Genomic DNA, 14,434 nt, shown 5'->3' with positions numbered 1-14,434 from the left:
CCGACCCCTTACAGCTTCATCAGGCTGGCGTCGTCGACCGAGGCCGAGTGGCGGGTACGGAACAGCGACACGATGATCGCGAGACCCACCACGACCTCCGCGGCGGCGACGACCATCGTGAAGAAGGCGATGATCTGGCCGTCGAGGTTGCCGTGCATCCGGGAGAAGACGACGAACGCGAGGTTGCAGGCGTTGAGCATCAGCTCGACGCACATGAACACGACGATCGCGTTGCGCCGGATGAGCACCCCGGTCGCGCCGACGGTGAACAGCAGGGCCGCGAGATAGAGGTAGTTGACGGGGTTCACTTCGACGCCTCCTCTGGCCGCTTGAACGTCGCCGGCTCGATCCCGCTCCGCTCCAGTCGCTCCGCGGCGCGCTGCTCCAGGGCCCGCAGGTCGTTGAGCGCCTCCGCCGACACGTCCCGGATCTGCCCGCGTTCGCGCAGCGTCTTGTTGACGGTGAGCTCGGAGGGGGTGCCGTCGGGGAGCAGACCCGCGATGTCCACGGCGTTGTGCCGGGCGTAGACACCCGGGGCGGGCAGCGGCGGGATGTGCCGGCCTTCCCGGATGCGCTGCTCGGCCATCTCGCGCTGGGTCTTGGCGCGCTCGGTGCGTTCGCGGTGGGTGAGCACCATCGCGCCGACGGCGGCCGTGATCAGCAGTGCGCCGGTGATCTCGAAGGCGAAGACGTACTTGGTGAAGATGAGGGCCGCGAGGCCCTCCACGTTGCCGTTCGCGTTGGCCCGGCCGGTGCCGGCGAACTCCGTCAGGGAGGCGTTGCCGATGCCGGCGAACAGCAGGACGCCGAAGCCGACTCCGCACAGAAGGGCCAGCCAGCGCTGGCCCTTGATGGTCTCCTTCAGCGAGTCCGCGGCGGTCACGCCGACGAGCATCACCACGAACAGGAACAGCATCATGATCGCGCCGGTGTAGACGACGATCTGCACGATGCCCAGGAAGTAGGCGCCGTTGGCGAGGTAGAACACCGCCAGGATGATCATGGTGCCGGCGAGGCAGAGGGCGCTGTGCACGGCCTTCCTCATGAGCACGGTGCACAGGGCGCCGATCACCGCGAACGAGCCGAGGACCCAGAACTGGAAGGCCTCACCGGTGGAGGTGGTGTAGGCGGCAAGCTGCAGTGCGCTCATCGGCCGATCACCTTCTCCGACGCCGGTTCGGTCTCGCCGAAGGTGCTGTCGCCCTCCTGCACCACCTCGCCCGTGGAGACGGCGGCCTGCCGCACCGTGCCCGGCGCGGCCTCCGTCACCAGGCCCCGGTAGTAGTCCTGTTCGTCCGTCCCGGGGAAGATCGCGTGCGGCGTGTCGACCATGCCCTCCTCGAGACCGGCGAGCAGCTGCTCCTTGGTGTAGATGAGGTTGGCGCGGCTGGAGTCGGCCAGTTCGAACTCGTTCGTCATCGTCAGCGCGCGCGTGGGGCACGCCTCGATGCACAGTCCGCACAGGATGCAGCGGGCGTAGTTGATCTGGTAGACGCGGCCGTACCGCTCACCCGGCGAGTAGCGCTCCTCGTCGGTGTTGTCGGCGCCTTCCACGTAGATGGCGTCGGCGGGGCAGGCCCAGGCGCACAGCTCGCAGCCGACGCACTTCTCCAGGCCGTCCGGATGGCGGTTGAGCTGGTGCCGTCCGTGGAACCGCGGAGCCGTGGTCTTCTGCTGCTCCGGGTACTGCTCGGTGAGCCGCTTCTTGAACATGGCCTTGAAGGTCACGCCGAAGCCGGCCACGGGGTTCTGGAAGCCGGGCTTGATCTGCCCGGACTCCGTGGGCTCCTCAGCCATCGGACGCCTCCTTTCCATCCGAAGATTCGTCACTGACAGTGTCCGGTCCGCCACTGACAATCAGCTCCCGCTCCCGGCGCGGGCGGCGCCTGGGCGTCGGCGGCAGTTCCTGTCCGGGCAGCGGCGGCACGGGGAATCCGCCCGCCATCGGGTCGAAGCCGGGCTGCGGGCCGGCCGCCTGCTCGTCCGGCCTCGCCTTCTCGCGGAACATGTCGACGACGAAGGAGAGCAGCAGCAGGGCGAGGACACCGCCGCCGACGTAGAGGGCGATGTCGGCGAAGTCGTAGTTCTCGTTGCGCAGCGCCCGCACGGTCGCGACGAGCATCAGCCAGGTCACCGAGACCGGGATGAGGACCTTCCAGCCGAGCTTCATGAGCTGGTCGTACCGGACCCGGGGGAGCGTGCCGCGCAGCCAGATGAAGAAGAACAGCAGCAACTGGACCTTGATGACGAACCAGAGCAGGGGCCACCAGCCGTGGTTCGCGCCCTCCCAGAAGCCGCTGATCGGCCAGGGGGCGCGCCAGCCGCCGAGGAACAGGGTGGTCGAGACGGCCGACACCGTCACCATGTTCACGTACTCGGCGAGCATGAACATCGCGAACTTGATCGACGAGTACTCGGTGTTGAAGCCGCCGACCAGGTCGCCCTCGGACTCCGGCATGTCGAAGGGGGCGCGGTTGGTCTCGCCGACCATGGTGACGATGTAGAGGATGAAGGAGACCGGCAGCAGCAGGATGTACCAGCGGTCGTGCTGCTGCTCGACGATGGTCGATGTCGACATCGACCCCGAGTAGAGGAACACGGAGGCGAACGCCGCGCCCATGGCGATCTCGTACGAGATCATCTGGGCGCAGGAGCGGAGGCCGCCGAGGAGCGGGTAGGTGGATCCGGAGCTCCAGCCCGCCAGCACGATGCCGTAGATGCCGACCGAGGCGACCGCGAGGATGTAGAGCATCGCGATCGGCAGGTCGGTGAGCTGCATCGTGGTCCGTGTGCCGAAGATCGAGATCTCGTTGTCGGCGGGGCCGAAGGGGATCACCGCGATCGCCATGAAGGCCGGGATGGCCGCGACGATCGGTGCGAGGACGTAGACCACCTTGTCCGCGCGCTTGACGATGACGTCTTCCTTGAGCATCAGCTTGATGCCGTCGGCGAGCGACTGGAGCATGCCCCAGGGGCCGTGCCGGTTCGGGCCGATGCGAAGCTGCATCCAGGCGACGACCTTGCGCTCCCAGACGATGGAGAACAGCACGGTCACCATCAGGAACGCGAAGCAGAAGACGGCCTTGACGACGACCAGCCACCAGGGGTCCCGGCCGAACATCGAGAGGTCTTCAGCCGCGAGGTACGGGCTCATGCCTCCACCTCCTTGGGGGCCTGTTCGGCGACTGCCGCCGGGCCGATACGGACGAGGGAGCCGGGCTGCGCACCGGTGTCGGAGGCGACGCCCGCGCCGGCGGAGTTCAGCGGCAGCCACACCACCCGGTCGGGCATCTCGGTGACCTGGAGCGGAAGTTCGACGGTGCCGGCGGAGCCGGTGACGGCCAGGACGCCGCCGTCCTCGACGCCTGCCTCGGCGGCCGTCGCCGCCGACACGCGCGCGCGTGCGGCGTGCCGGGTTCCGGCGAGTGCCTCGTCGCCCTCCTGCAGGACGCCCTGGTCGAGCAGCAGCCGGTGCCCGGCGAGTACGGCCTCGCCGACGGCCGGCCGGGGCAGGACGCCCCCCGTCTCCAGGGGATCGGTGGACCGCGGTCCGTCCCAGGGGCCGAGCCGGTCGATCTCCGCGCGCGCGGTACGCAGGTCCGGCAGGCCCAGGTGGACGTCCATGGCGTCGGCCAGCATCTGCAGTACCCGCCCGTCTGCGGGGGCGAGGCGGCGGGTCATCTGGTCGGGCTTGAGCGCGGCCTCGAAGAAGCGCGCCCTGCCCTCCCAGTTCAGGAAGGTGCCCGCCTTCTCGGCGACCGCCGCGACCGGCAGGACCACGTCGGCGTGGGCGGTGACCTCGCTGGGCCGCAGTTCCAGCGACACCAGGAAGCCGACGTTCGCGAGCGCCTCACGCGCGCGTGCCGGGTCGGGCAGGTCGTCGACCTCCACGCCGGCGACCACGAGCGCGGCGAGTTCGCCGGTGGCGGCCGCCTCGATCATCTGGTGGGTGTCCCGGCCGTGACGGGCGGGGAGTTCGGCCAGCCCCCAGACGGCGGCGACCTCCTCCCGCGCGCGCGGGTCGGTCGCCGGGCGGCCGCCCGGCAGCAGCGACGGCAGCGCGCCGACCTCGATCGCGCCGCGTTCGCCCGCCCGCCGCGGGATCCACACCAGTTGGGCGCCGGTGGCGGCGGCGGCGCGTACGGCGGCGGTGAGGCCGCCCGCGACCGAGGCGAGCCTCTCGCCCACGACGATCACCGCGCCGTCGGCGCGCAGGGCCTCGGCGGCCTTCGTACCGGGCTCCTCAAGGCCGACGCCGCTCGCGAGGGCGTCCAGCCACTCGGTCTCGGTGCCGGGCGCGGCGGGCAGCAGCGTGCCGCCCGCCTTCTCCAGGCCGCGCGTCGCGTGCGTGGTGAGGGCGAACACCCGCTGCTTGTGCTTGCGCCAGGCCTTTCGCAGCCGCAGGAAGACGCCGGGCGCCTCCTCCTCCGACTCGAACCCGGCGAGCAGGACGGCGGGCGCCTTCTCCAGTGCGGAGTAGGTGACGCCGGTGCCGTCGAGGTCGCGGCCGCGGCCCGCGACCCGGGCCGCGAGGAAGTCGGCCTCCTCGCCGCTGTGCACGCGCGCGCGGAAGTCGATGTCGTTCGTGTCGAGCGCCACGCGCGCGAACTTGCTGTAGGCGTAGGCGTCCTCGACGGTCAGCCGGCCGCCGGTGAGGACACCGGCCCGGGAACGGGCGGCGGTCAGCCCGCGCGCGGCCGCTTCCAGGGCCTCCGGCCAGGAAGCCGGCTCCAGGACGCCCTCGGCGTTGCGCACCTGCGGCACGTCGAGTCGGTCCTTCGTCTGCGCGTACCGGAACGCGAAGCGTCCCTTGTCGCAGATCCACTCCTCGTTGACCTCGGGGTCGTCGGCGGCGAGCCGCCGCATGACCTTGCCGCGCCGGTGGTCGGTGCGCGTCGCGCAGCCGCCCGAGCAGTGTTCGCACACCGACGGCGAGGAGATGAGGTCGAAGGGCCGGGAGCGGAACCGGTAGGCCGCCGAGGTGAGCGCGCCCACCGGGCAGATCTGGATGGTGTTGCCGGAGAAGTACGACTCGAACGGGTCGCCCTCACCGGTGCCGACCTGCTGCAGCGCGCCCCGCTCGATCAGCTCGATCATCGGGTCGCCCGCCACCTGGTTGGAGAACCGGGTGCAGCGGGCGCACAGCACGCACCGCTCGCGGTCGAGGAGAACCTGCGTCGAGATCGGCACGGGCTTCTCGTAGGTCCGCTTGCGGCCCTCGAAACGGGACTCCGCGTTGCCGTGCGACATGGCCTGGTTCTGCAGCGGGCACTCGCCGCCCTTGTCGCAGACCGGGCAGTCCAGGGGGTGGTTGATGAGCAGCAGCTCCATCACACCGTGCTGGGCCTTCTCGGCGACCGGCGAGGTGAGCTGGGTCTTCACGACCATGCCGTCCGTGCACGTGATGGTGCAGGACGCCATGGGCTTGCGCTGGCCCTCGACCTCGACGATGCACTGGCGGCAGGCGCCGGCCGGGTCCAGCAGGGGGTGGTCGCAGAACCGCGGGATCTCGATGCCGAGCTGCTCGGCGGCCCGGATGACCAGGGTGCCCTTGGGCACGCTGATCTCGACGCCGTCGATCGTCAGCGTGACGAGGTCCTCCGGCGGGACCGCCGCCTTCCCCCCTCCGGAGGGAGCACTGGTGGTCACGGTCATGCGTTCACCTCCGGGCGGTCCGCCCAGGCCGTCGACTTGGCCGGGTCGAAGGGGCAGCCCCGGCCCGTGATGTGCTGCTCGTACTCCTCGCGGAAGTACTTCAGCGAGGAGAAGATCGGGGATGCGGCGCCGTCACCGAGGGCGCAGAAGGACTTGCCGTTGATGTTGTCGGCGATGTCGGCGAGCTTGTCGAGGTCGGACATCGCGCCCTTGCCGGCCTCGATGTCCCGCAGCAACTGCACCAGCCAGTACGTTCCTTCACGGCAGGGGGTGCACTTGCCGCAGGACTCGTGGGCGTAGAACTCGGTCCAACGGGTCACCGCCCGCACCACGCAGGTCGTCTCGTCGAAGCACTGCAGGGCCTTGGTGCCGAGCATGGAACCCGCGGCGCCGACCCCTTCGTAGTCGAGGGGGACGTCGAGGTGCTCGTCGGTGAACATGGGGGTGGAGGAGCCGCCCGGGGTCCAGAACTTGAGGCGGTGGCCGGGCCGCATTCCGCCGCTCATGTCGAGGAGCTGGCGGAGAGTGACGCCGAGCGGCGCCTCGTACTGGCCGGGGCTCGCGACGTGGCCGCTGAGCGAGTAGAGCGTGAAGCCCGGGGACTTCTCGCTGCCCATCGACCTGAACCAGTCTTTCCCGTTCTTCAGGATGGCGGGAACCGACGCGATCGACTCGACGTTGTTCACAACAGTCGGGCAGGCATAGAGCCCTTCGACGGCCGGGAAAGGAGGACGGAGCCGCGGTTGACCACGGCGGCCTTCGAGCGAGTCGAGCAGTGCGGTCTCCTCACCGCAGATGTACGCGCCGGCGCCGGCGTGCACGGTGAGGTCGAGGTCGAGTCCGCTGCCCAGGACGTTCTCGCCGAGGTAGCCCGCCGCGTAGGCCTCGCGCACGGCCTCGTGCAACCGCCGCAGAACGGGGACGACCTCACCACGCAGATAGATGAAGGCATGCGAAGACCGGATGGCGTAACACGCGATCACAATGCCCTCGATGAGGCTGTGCGGGTTCGCGAAGAGGAGCGGGATGTCCTTGCAGGTTCCCGGCTCCGACTCGTCGGCGTTGACAACTAGATAGTGCGGTTTTCCATCACCCTGGGGAATGAACTGCCATTTCATTCCCGTCGGGAATCCCGCGCCGCCGCGCCCGCGCAGACCGGAGTCCTTGACGTACGCGATCAGGTCGTCCGGCGACATGGCGAGCGCCTTGCGGAGCCCCTCGTACCCCTCGTGCCTCCGGTAGACGTCCAGGGACCAGGACCGGTCCTCGTCCCAGAAGGCCGACAGCACGGGTGCGAGCAGCTTCTCGGGGCTCGTGTCCTTGAGTTCGGGTGCCACGGTCATCACTCCCCCTCCTCGGCGGCGGGTCCGGCCGGGTGGGCCGGGTCGGAGGCCGATGTCTGCTGCGGCGCGTCATGAGAACTGAGGTGCTCGGCCGTCGACGGCCGGTGCCCCCGGTCCTGCGGTTCGTCGTGCGGACCGCCGTCGCGCGGATGGACCACGCGCGCGGGTGCGGCCTCTCCCCTTGCCAGGCGAAGGCCCACCAGCGAAGCGGGTCCCGCACTGCCGCCCTCCTCGACGGCCCCGGGCCGCTCGTCGGGGAAGCCGGCCAGAATCCGCGCGGTCTCCTTGAAGGTGCAAAGACGCGCCCCGCGCGTGGGCTGCACGGGCCGTCCCTCGCGCAGGTCGTCGACCAGGCGTTTGGCGCTGCCGGGGGTCTGGTTGTCGAAGAACTCCCAGTTGACCATCACGACCGGCGCGAAGTCGCAGGCCGCGTTGCACTCGATGTGCTCCAGGGTGACCTTGCCGTCGTCGGTGGTCTCGCCGTTGCCGACGCCCAGGTGCTCCTGGAGGGACTCGAAGATCGCGTCGCCGCCCATCACCGCGCACAGCGTGTTGGTGCAGACGCCCACCTGGTAGTCGCCGGAGGGCTTGCGCCGGTACATGGTGTAGAAGGTGGCGACGGCGGTGACCTCGGCCGTGGTCAGGTCCAGCATGTCCGCACAGAACTGCATGCCGGTGCGGGTGACGTGGCCCTCCTCCGACTGCACGAGGTGGAGCAGCGGCAGCAGGGCCGACCGGGAGTCGGGGTAGCGCGCGATCACCTCGCGCGCGTCCGTCTCCAGCCGGGCCCGGACGTCGTCCGGGTACGCGGGGGCGGGCAGTTGGGGCATGCCCAGGCTGACGCCCCGCTCCGAAGAACTGGTGGTCACCGGTCGACGCCTCCCATCACGGGGTCGATGGACGCGACGGCGACGATGACGTCGGCGACCTGGCCGCCCTCGCACATCGCCGCCATGGCCTGCAGGTTGGTGAAGGACGGGTCGCGGAAGTGGACCCGGAAGGGGCGGGTGCCGCCGTCGGAGACGGCGTGGACCCCGAGTTCGCCCTTGGGCGATTCGACGGCCGCGTACGCCTGTCCCGGCGGTACGCGGAAGCCCTCGGTCACCAGCTTGAAGTGGTGGATCAGGGCCTCCATGGAGGTGCCCATGATCTTCTTGATGTGGTCGAGGGAGTTGCCGAGCCCGTCCGGTCCCAGGGCGAGCTGGGCGGGCCAGGCGATCTTCTTGTCGGCGACCATGACCGGGCCGGGCTGGAGCCGGTCCAGGCACTGCTCGACGATGCCGAGCGACTGGCGCATCTCCTCCAGGCGGATCAGGAAGCGTCCGTAGGAGTCGCAGGAGTCGGCGGTCGGGACGTCGAAGTCGTACGTCTCGTAGTCGCAGTAGGGCTGTGTCTTGCGCAGGTCGTGCGGCAGGCCGGTGGAGCGCAGGATCGGGCCGGTGGCGCCGAGGGCCATGCAGCCGGCGAGGTCGAGGTAGCCGACGTTCTGCATACGGGCCTTGAAGATGGGGTTCCCGGTGGCGAGCTTGTCGTACTCCGGGAGGTTCTTCTTCATCTTCTTCACGAACTCGCGGATCTGGTCCACCGCGCCGGGCGGCAGGTCCTGGGCGAGTCCGCCGGGGCGGATGTACGCGTGGTTCATCCGCAGGCCCGTGATGAGCTCGTAGATGTCGAGAATCATTTCACGATCACGGAATCCGTAGATCATGATCGTGGTGGCGCCCAGCTCCATGCCGCCGGTGGCGATGCACACCAGGTGGGAGGAGAGCCGGTTCAGCTCCATCAGGAGGACCCGGATGATCTTGGCGCGCTCGGTGATCTCGTCCTCGATGCCGAGGAGCTTCTCGACGGCGAGACAGTAGGCGGTCTCGTTGAAGAAGGACGTCAGGTAGTCCATGCGCGTCACGAACGTGGTGCCCTGCGTCCAGGTCCGGTACTCGAGGTTCTTCTCGATACCGGTGTGGAGGTAGCCGATGCCGCAGCGGGCCTCGGTGACCGTCTCGCCCTCGATCTCGAGGATCAGACGGAGCACTCCATGGGTGGACGGGTGCTGGGGACCCATGTTGACGACGATGCGCTCGTCGTCGGCGCGGGCCGCGGACTGGACGACCTCGTCCCAGTCGCCACCGGTGACCGTGTAGACGGTGCCCTCGGTGGTCTCGCGGGCGGATGCTGACTGCGTGCTCACGAGTACGACCTCCGCTGGTCCGGAGCCGGGATCTGGGCGCCCTTGTACTCGACGGCGATGCCGCCGAGGGGGTAGTCCTTGCGCTGCGGGTGGCCCTGCCAGTCGTCCGGCATCATGATCCGGGTGAGGGCCGGGTGACCGTCGAAGACGATCCCGAAGAAGTCCCAGGTCTCACGCTCGTGCCAGTCGTTGGTCGGATACACCGAGACCAGCGACGGGATGCGCGGCTCGCTGTCGGGTGCGCTCACCTCGAGGCGGATCAGCCGGTTGTGGGTGATCGAGCGCAGGTGGTAGACGGCGTGCAGCTCGCGGCCCTTGTCGTGCGGGTAGTGGACGCCGCTGACGCCGGTGCACAGCTCGAAACGCAGGGCGGGGTCGTCGCGCAGGGTGCGGGCGACGCGGACCAGGTGCTCGCGTTCGATGTGGAAGGTCAGTTCGCCACGGTCGACGACCGTCTTCTCGATGGCGTTCTCAGGGAGGAGCCCCTGCTCCTCCAGGGCGCCCTCGAGCTCGTCGGCCACCTCGTCGAACCAGCCGCCGTAGGGCCGGTTCGCCGGTCCCGGGAGGCGGACCGAGCGGACGAGGCCGCCGTAGCCGGAGGTGTCGCCGCCGTTGTCGGCGCCGAACATGCCGCGCTGGACGCGGATCTCCTCGCCGCCCTGGCCGCGCTGGCCGGGGAGGTTGGAGGCGGCGAGGTCCTTCTCGGGGTTCACCCCGTTCGAGGACCCGTTGACGCCGTTGGTGCCGTTCGCGTCACTCACCGCAGCAGCCCCTTCATCTCGATCGTGGGCAGGGCCTTGAGCGCCGCCTCCTCCGCCTCGCGGGCCGCTTCCTCGGCGTTCACGCCGAGCTTGGAGGACTGGATCTTCTGGTGGAGCTTGAGGATCGCGTCCATCAGCATCTCGGGCCGCGGCGGGCAGCCGGGGAGGTAGATGTCGACCGGGACGATGTGGTCGACGCCCTGGACGATCGCGTAGTTGTTGAACATGCCGCCCGAGGAGGCGCAGACACCCATGGAGATCACCCACTTGGGGTTGGGCATCTGGTCGTAGACCTGCCTCAGGACCGGCGCCATCTTCTGGCTGACGCGGCCGGCGACGATCATCAGGTCCGCCTGGCGCGGCGAGCCGCGGAAGACCTCCATGCCGAAGCGCGCGAGGTCGTAGCGGCCGGCGCCGGTGGTCATCATCTCGATGGCGCAGCAGGCGAGGCCGAAGGTGGCCGGGAAGACGGACGCCTTGCGCACCCAGCCCGCGGCCTGCTCGACGGTGGTCAGCAGGAAGCCGCTCGGCAGCTTTTCTTCGAGTCCCATGTCGTTAAAGGCCCCTCAGTCCCATTCCAGGCCGCCGCGCCGCCATACGTACGCGTACGCGACGAAGACGGTGAGCACGAAGAGCAGCATCTCCACGAGCCCGAAGATCCCCAGGGCGTCGAAGGTGACGGCCCAGGGGTAGAGGAAGACGATCTCGATGTCGAAGACGATGAAGAGCATCGCCGTCAGGTAGTACTTGATGGGGAAGCGCCCGCCGCCGGCCGGCGTGGGGGTCGGCTCGATACCGCACTCGTAGGCCTCGAGCTTGGCGCGGTTGTACCGCTTCGGACCGATCAGCGTGGCCATGACCACGGAGAAGATCGCAAAGCCTGCCCCGAGGGCTCCCAGTACGAGGATGGGCGCATACGCGTTCACCGCTCCTCGCTCCTCTCAGTCGGCACTGACTGCTGGCGGTTGCACTGGGCTCACGTCCGCCCCACCGGTCCCACGAACCCCGCTCGTCCCGGGCGAAGATCGAGAACATGTGAAGCAGGTCACAAGCCCAACTGCCTCGCATCCTATGCCTGCCACTCTGTGATCTGCGACACGGGGTATTACACAACCTTTGTGATCTCCACCACCTGACGAAGGATCATGAAGTCGGATGATGAGTGATCTTCGTACGCGAAGCGTCCAGCTGATCACCAGAAGTGACATTTTCGCTCGTCGTCGCAGGTGGAAGGGGGCGTCTCAATATCAAGAGAGTTCCGCTGCATGCAAATTGGCTCTGGACGCGGCGCCCTGATAGAGGAACGCGTTCACACATCAGGGGGAGGTCCGGGGCGAGGTGTGGACGCGGGGCGAGCGCGTGCACGCGTTCACGAACTCCCCTACGCCCTTCTTCCACCTCCCGCCCGCGCGGGACGTCGCCCTTCCGGTAACCGTTCCGTGACCTCCGCCACATTGATGAGAGGTGTCTGAGAACGGGGCTTGGCCAACGACCCGAACGAGTGGTAGGCCGAGGGCAATTCGGACGTAATGATCAAAGACCGTGATCAAGGGCTTGATCACGGGCGTCCACTTTGTCCGTTACGGCGTCAATAAAGAGTCACGCGCCGGGCTTTTGAGGGCTCCATTGAGCAACTGTGGCGCACCACACGTTTCTTGAAGATATGAAGGAGCCCCTGGTACCGGTTGTTCCCATGTCCCACACCGCTCACATACGCAGCCACCGGAAGCCCCGCCGCAGCGCCTCGACCCTCGCGATGCGGGCCGGAGTTGCCGGTGGCGTCCTCAGCACCCTGGCAGTAGCCGGGGCGTCCGGATCGGCGAACGCTGCCGAGCCGGTGACGCAGACCCTCGAACTGCCCACGCTGACGGCCGACCTGGCCGCTCAGGTCGCCCAGTCCGCGGACGCCACTCAGCAGGCCGCGGCCAACTACGAACTGCAGGCCGAGCGCGACGCGGCCGCCGCGAACGCCGCGAAGCAGGCCAAGTCGGACCTCGCCGAGGCCAAGCAGAAGGCCGCGGAGGCCAAGAAGAAGGCTCAGGAGGCCGCCCGCAAGGCCGCCGCCGCGCGCGCCACCCGCAGCGCCGAGCGCACGACGCTCTCCACCACGGAGGGCACCGGCGCCTCCGCCGGCACGAGCACGAGCACGTCCACCGCCACCGGTTCGGCGGCGGCCATCGTCTCCTTCGTGAAGGCTCAGGTCGGCAAGGCCTACGTCTCCGGCGCCACCGGTCCGTCCGCGTACGACTGCTCCGGCCTGGTGCAGACGGCCTTCAAGCAGGTCGGCATCAGCCTGCCGCGTGTCTCCCAGGACCAGTCGACGGCCGGCACCCAGGTGTCGCTGAGCAACCTGCAGCCCGGCGACATCCTCTACTGGGGCAGCGCGGGCAGCGCGTACCACGTGGCGGTGTACGTCGGCGACGGTATGTTCGTCGGCGCCCAGAACCCCTCCAGCGGCGTCCAGGAGAAGCCGCTGTCGTACGACCCGCCCACCGGCGCGGTCCGGGTGCTCTGAGCACGCCGGCACCACGATCTGTGCAAGGAAGGGCCGCGGCCGCTCGGGGGCCGCGGTCCTTCCGCTTCCCGTCCGGCCGGTTCCCGTGGGGCGGTTCCCGTCCGGCCGGTTCCCCTCGGGCGATTCCCGGCAGGTGGGGCATTCCGGTGCACTACGGGCCCGTTGGCCTCCGCGCACTACGGGCCCGTCGGCCTCCGCCACGCGGCCTCCGGGAGCCCGGTGCCGCGCGCCCACTCGACGGCCCAGGGGAACCCGCGCCGTGCGCACCACAGCACCCACTCGGCGACCGCCCGTCCCACGTCGCTCGCCGTGAAGCGGCGCACTACGGCGTCGGCGTCGGGGTGGCCACTGAGGCCGACGGCCCGTCGGTACCAGCGTTCGGCCCCCTCCAGGTCGCCCCTGTCCGCGTGCGTGCCGGCCAGGTTGACCGCGGCCAGACCGTGCCCGGCCGCCGCTGAGCGCTCGTACCAGTCCTCGGCCTCCCGTGCGCGCCCTCGCTCCCGGCAGAGCCCGCCGGCGTGGAACGCCGCGATGCCGTGGCCCAGTTCGTGGGCGCGGGCGTACCAGCGGAGCTGCTCAACCTCGTCTCCCGCCCGAGCGGCCATGCGGACCAGGCCCATGGCGGCCTCCGGCTCACCCGCCTCCACCGCGACACTCGGCCACCGGCGTCCCTCTTCGCTCTCCCCCTGATCGCACAGCAGCGCCCCGAGGGTGAACGCGGCTCCCGCCGCCTGGCGGACCGGCGTGTGTTCGTCGTCGTCCCGGGACAGGGTGAGGACGTCGCCCCGTCCCACGACCACGCGCGGACCGCCGTCGCGCGGCCGTCCGCCAGGCGCCGGCCCCCCGGTCGCCTCCGCCTGCGCGTCCGCCTCCGTCCGCACCATGTCTCGGGGCCGCACCGCCTTCTCGGCGGCGCGGGTGAGCCACCGGCGGGCCTGCTCGTCCTTACGCCCCGGGCGGCGCACCGGCGCTCCCCGGCCCGCCGTCCTCGCCGAGCGCCCGGTGCAGCCGCGTCCAGTCCGCGCGCAGGCGGCGCCGTCTGGCGTCCTGGCGGGCCGTCATGGCGCGGCGCGGCCGGGCGGGCCAGCCGTACCCCTCCAGCAGCGGGAGGACGGCGGGGATCAGCCGGTGTACGGCCGCGCCGGACAGGACGACGGCCGGCAACGCCGCGACGCCCGAGAGGATCCGGGTGCCCGGCGGCCGGTCCTGGAGCCGGCCCAGCGGGGACTGTCCCGTCCCCCACGTCAGCGCGGCGAGGCCGCCGGACCAGAACACGAGGGCCTGGGTGCCGACGGCGAGCCACTCGGCGGCGAGCCGTCCCGCGACCGCGTCGACGAAGCGGCTCAGCATGGCGGGGCGTCCTGCCGGACGAGCGGCGTGGCGTGGGTCGGGCACCGGGGCGCGCGTTCGTCCAGGAAGGCCCGGTACCAGACGAAGTCGCCGTCGGGGCAGCCGTAGCGTTCGGCGGGCACGGCCTCACCGGGCGGCGTCCCGGACGGCCGCGTGGATCGCCCCGGCCTCGCCGGTACGGCGGTGCCGCTGGTACCACAGGCCGGCCCGGTTGCCCCAGGCCGCCGCGCGCCGGCGGGCGTCGTCCGGCGGTCCGCCGCCCCGGCGGCGCGGGTGAAGGCCTGTTCGGCGGCGGTGAACCGCTCCGGCGGACCGCCTCGGCCGTAATCCTCCATGGCCGTGAGTCCGGCGTTCATGTCCCGCTCGTAGTCGGCACCAGCGATGTACGGCTCCCCCGGGCTCGACGACCCCCGGCACCACGGCGCACCCGCCCCGTCACGCCCTCGGGTTCAACTATGAACCGGGCAAGGGAGATGGGCGTCGTGCCGCGGGGCTCACGGCGCCCGCACCGCCGGGGCCCGGCCGGCGGGAGAGGGAGGGCGCGCCACGGCGGCCCGGCGGGACTAGGTGCACGTCCCGCCGGGCCGCTGTGTCCGCTCTCGCGCCCCGTTCACGTCCCGGG

15 protein-coding genes are annotated in these 14,434 nt (G+C 70.3%); 1 reads left to right on the top strand and 14 read right to left on the bottom strand.

Annotated elements, in window-relative coordinates:
• Positions 1 to 8 precede the first annotated feature (8 nt).
• The 11 genes from nuoK to ACZ6B1_RS08655 are packed head-to-tail and all read right to left on the bottom strand — an operon-like array spanning position 9 to position 10,873.
• Positions 9 to 308, bottom strand: a complete 300-nt coding sequence (gene nuoK / locus ACZ6B1_RS08705) for an NADH-quinone oxidoreductase subunit NuoK (protein WP_020941573.1) — start codon at positions 306 to 308, stop codon at positions 9 to 11.
• Positions 305 to 1,150 (bottom strand): NADH-quinone oxidoreductase subunit J, encoded by an 846-nt coding sequence (locus tag ACZ6B1_RS08700; protein ID WP_468776271.1) that lies wholly within the window; start codon positions 1,148 to 1,150, stop codon positions 305 to 307. The genes nuoK and ACZ6B1_RS08700 overlap by 4 nt, the downstream gene beginning before the upstream one ends.
• Positions 1,147 to 1,797: an NADH-quinone oxidoreductase subunit NuoI gene (nuoI, locus tag ACZ6B1_RS08695; RefSeq protein ID WP_468776270.1), complete on the bottom strand. Its 651-nt coding sequence runs from the start codon at positions 1,795 to 1,797 to the stop codon at positions 1,147 to 1,149. The genes ACZ6B1_RS08700 and nuoI overlap by 4 nt, the downstream gene beginning before the upstream one ends.
• Positions 1,790 to 3,154: an NADH-quinone oxidoreductase subunit NuoH gene (gene nuoH / locus ACZ6B1_RS08690; RefSeq protein WP_468776268.1), complete on the bottom strand. Its 1,365-nt coding sequence runs from the start codon at positions 3,152 to 3,154 to the stop codon at positions 1,790 to 1,792. Before nuoH ends, nuoI begins: the two co-directional genes overlap by 8 nt.
• Positions 3,151 to 5,655, bottom strand: a complete 2,505-nt coding sequence (locus ACZ6B1_RS08685; RefSeq protein ID WP_468776267.1) for an NADH-quinone oxidoreductase subunit G — start codon at positions 5,653 to 5,655, stop codon at positions 3,151 to 3,153. Before ACZ6B1_RS08685 ends, nuoH begins: the two co-directional genes overlap by 4 nt.
• Entirely contained in the window at positions 5,652 to 7,001 is a 1,350-nt protein-coding gene (nuoF, locus tag ACZ6B1_RS08680; RefSeq protein WP_468776265.1) for an NADH-quinone oxidoreductase subunit NuoF, read from the bottom strand. Before nuoF ends, ACZ6B1_RS08685 begins: the two co-directional genes overlap by 4 nt.
• Positions 6,998 to 7,867 carry an NADH-quinone oxidoreductase subunit NuoE gene (nuoE, locus tag ACZ6B1_RS08675; protein WP_468776263.1) on the bottom strand — a complete coding sequence of 290 codons (870 nt, stop codon included), beginning with the start codon at positions 7,865 to 7,867 and terminating at the stop codon, positions 6,998 to 7,000. The genes nuoF and nuoE overlap by 4 nt, the downstream gene beginning before the upstream one ends.
• Complete coding sequence (locus ACZ6B1_RS08670) at positions 7,864 to 9,186, bottom strand: NADH-quinone oxidoreductase subunit D (RefSeq protein WP_468776262.1); 1,323 nt, start codon at positions 9,184 to 9,186, stop codon at positions 7,864 to 7,866. The genes nuoE and ACZ6B1_RS08670 overlap by 4 nt, the downstream gene beginning before the upstream one ends.
• Positions 9,183 to 9,947: an NADH-quinone oxidoreductase subunit C gene (locus tag ACZ6B1_RS08665; RefSeq protein WP_468776261.1), complete on the bottom strand. Its 765-nt coding sequence runs from the start codon at positions 9,945 to 9,947 to the stop codon at positions 9,183 to 9,185. Before ACZ6B1_RS08665 ends, ACZ6B1_RS08670 begins: the two co-directional genes overlap by 4 nt.
• On the bottom strand, positions 9,944 to 10,498 hold the full coding sequence (locus ACZ6B1_RS08660) for a NuoB/complex I 20 kDa subunit family protein (protein WP_007383964.1): 555 nt from the start codon (positions 10,496 to 10,498) through the stop codon (positions 9,944 to 9,946). The genes ACZ6B1_RS08665 and ACZ6B1_RS08660 overlap by 4 nt, the downstream gene beginning before the upstream one ends.
• A 15-nt stretch (positions 10,499 to 10,513) precedes the next feature.
• Positions 10,514 to 10,873: an NADH-quinone oxidoreductase subunit A gene (locus ACZ6B1_RS08655; protein ID WP_003992243.1), complete on the bottom strand. Its 360-nt coding sequence runs from the start codon at positions 10,871 to 10,873 to the stop codon at positions 10,514 to 10,516.
• A 767-nt stretch (positions 10,874 to 11,640) separates the two neighbouring features.
• Between ACZ6B1_RS08655 and ACZ6B1_RS08650 the strand changes: the two genes are divergently transcribed.
• Entirely contained in the window at positions 11,641 to 12,462 is an 822-nt protein-coding gene (locus tag ACZ6B1_RS08650) for a C40 family peptidase (protein WP_468776259.1), read from the top strand.
• 176 nt (positions 12,463 to 12,638) lie between these two features.
• On the opposite strand, the gene ACZ6B1_RS08645 is transcribed toward ACZ6B1_RS08650, so the two are convergent.
• The 3 genes from ACZ6B1_RS08645 to ACZ6B1_RS08635 are packed head-to-tail and all read right to left on the bottom strand — an operon-like array spanning position 12,639 to position 14,168.
• Positions 12,639 to 13,427, bottom strand: a complete 789-nt coding sequence (locus ACZ6B1_RS08645) for an SEL1-like repeat protein (RefSeq protein ID WP_468776258.1) — start codon at positions 13,425 to 13,427, stop codon at positions 12,639 to 12,641.
• On the bottom strand, positions 13,408 to 13,812 hold the full coding sequence (locus ACZ6B1_RS08640) for a hypothetical protein (protein WP_468776256.1): 405 nt from the start codon (positions 13,810 to 13,812) through the stop codon (positions 13,408 to 13,410). Before ACZ6B1_RS08640 ends, ACZ6B1_RS08645 begins: the two co-directional genes overlap by 20 nt.
• Positions 13,806 to 14,168 (bottom strand): hypothetical protein, encoded by a 363-nt coding sequence (locus ACZ6B1_RS08635; protein ID WP_468776254.1) that lies wholly within the window; start codon positions 14,166 to 14,168, stop codon positions 13,806 to 13,808. Before ACZ6B1_RS08635 ends, ACZ6B1_RS08640 begins: the two co-directional genes overlap by 7 nt.
• Positions 14,169 to 14,434 lie beyond the last annotated feature (266 nt).

The sequence above is a fragment of the Streptomyces sp. NPDC041129 genome (assembly GCF_055592265.1).
The sequence above is the reverse complement of the archived record's forward strand: the minus strand, read 5'-3'. Positions and strand labels throughout refer to the sequence as shown.

Excerpts from the sequence above, each read along its gene's own strand:
- nuoI (WP_468776270.1), bottom strand. The coding sequence starts at position 1,797 with ATGGCTGAGGAGCCCACGGAGTCCGGGCAGATCAAGCCCGGCTTCCAG.
- ACZ6B1_RS08650 (WP_468776259.1), top strand. The coding sequence starts at position 11,641 with ATGTCCCACACCGCTCACATACGCAGCCACCGGAAGCCCCGCCGCAGC.
- nuoH (WP_468776268.1), bottom strand. The coding sequence starts at position 3,154 with ATGAGCCCGTACCTCGCGGCTGAAGACCTCTCGATGTTCGGCCGGGAC.
- ACZ6B1_RS08685 (WP_468776267.1), bottom strand. The coding sequence starts at position 5,655 with ATGACCGTGACCACCAGTGCTCCCTCCGGAGGGGGGAAGGCGGCGGTC.
- ACZ6B1_RS08640 (WP_468776256.1), bottom strand. The coding sequence starts at position 13,812 with ATGCTGAGCCGCTTCGTCGACGCGGTCGCGGGACGGCTCGCCGCCGAG.
- ACZ6B1_RS08635 (WP_468776254.1), bottom strand. The coding sequence starts at position 14,168 with ATGAACGCCGGACTCACGGCCATGGAGGATTACGGCCGAGGCGGTCCG.
- ACZ6B1_RS08660 (WP_007383964.1), bottom strand. The coding sequence starts at position 10,498 with ATGGGACTCGAAGAAAAGCTGCCGAGCGGCTTCCTGCTGACCACCGTC.
- ACZ6B1_RS08700 (WP_468776271.1), bottom strand. The coding sequence starts at position 1,150 with ATGAGCGCACTGCAGCTTGCCGCCTACACCACCTCCACCGGTGAGGCC.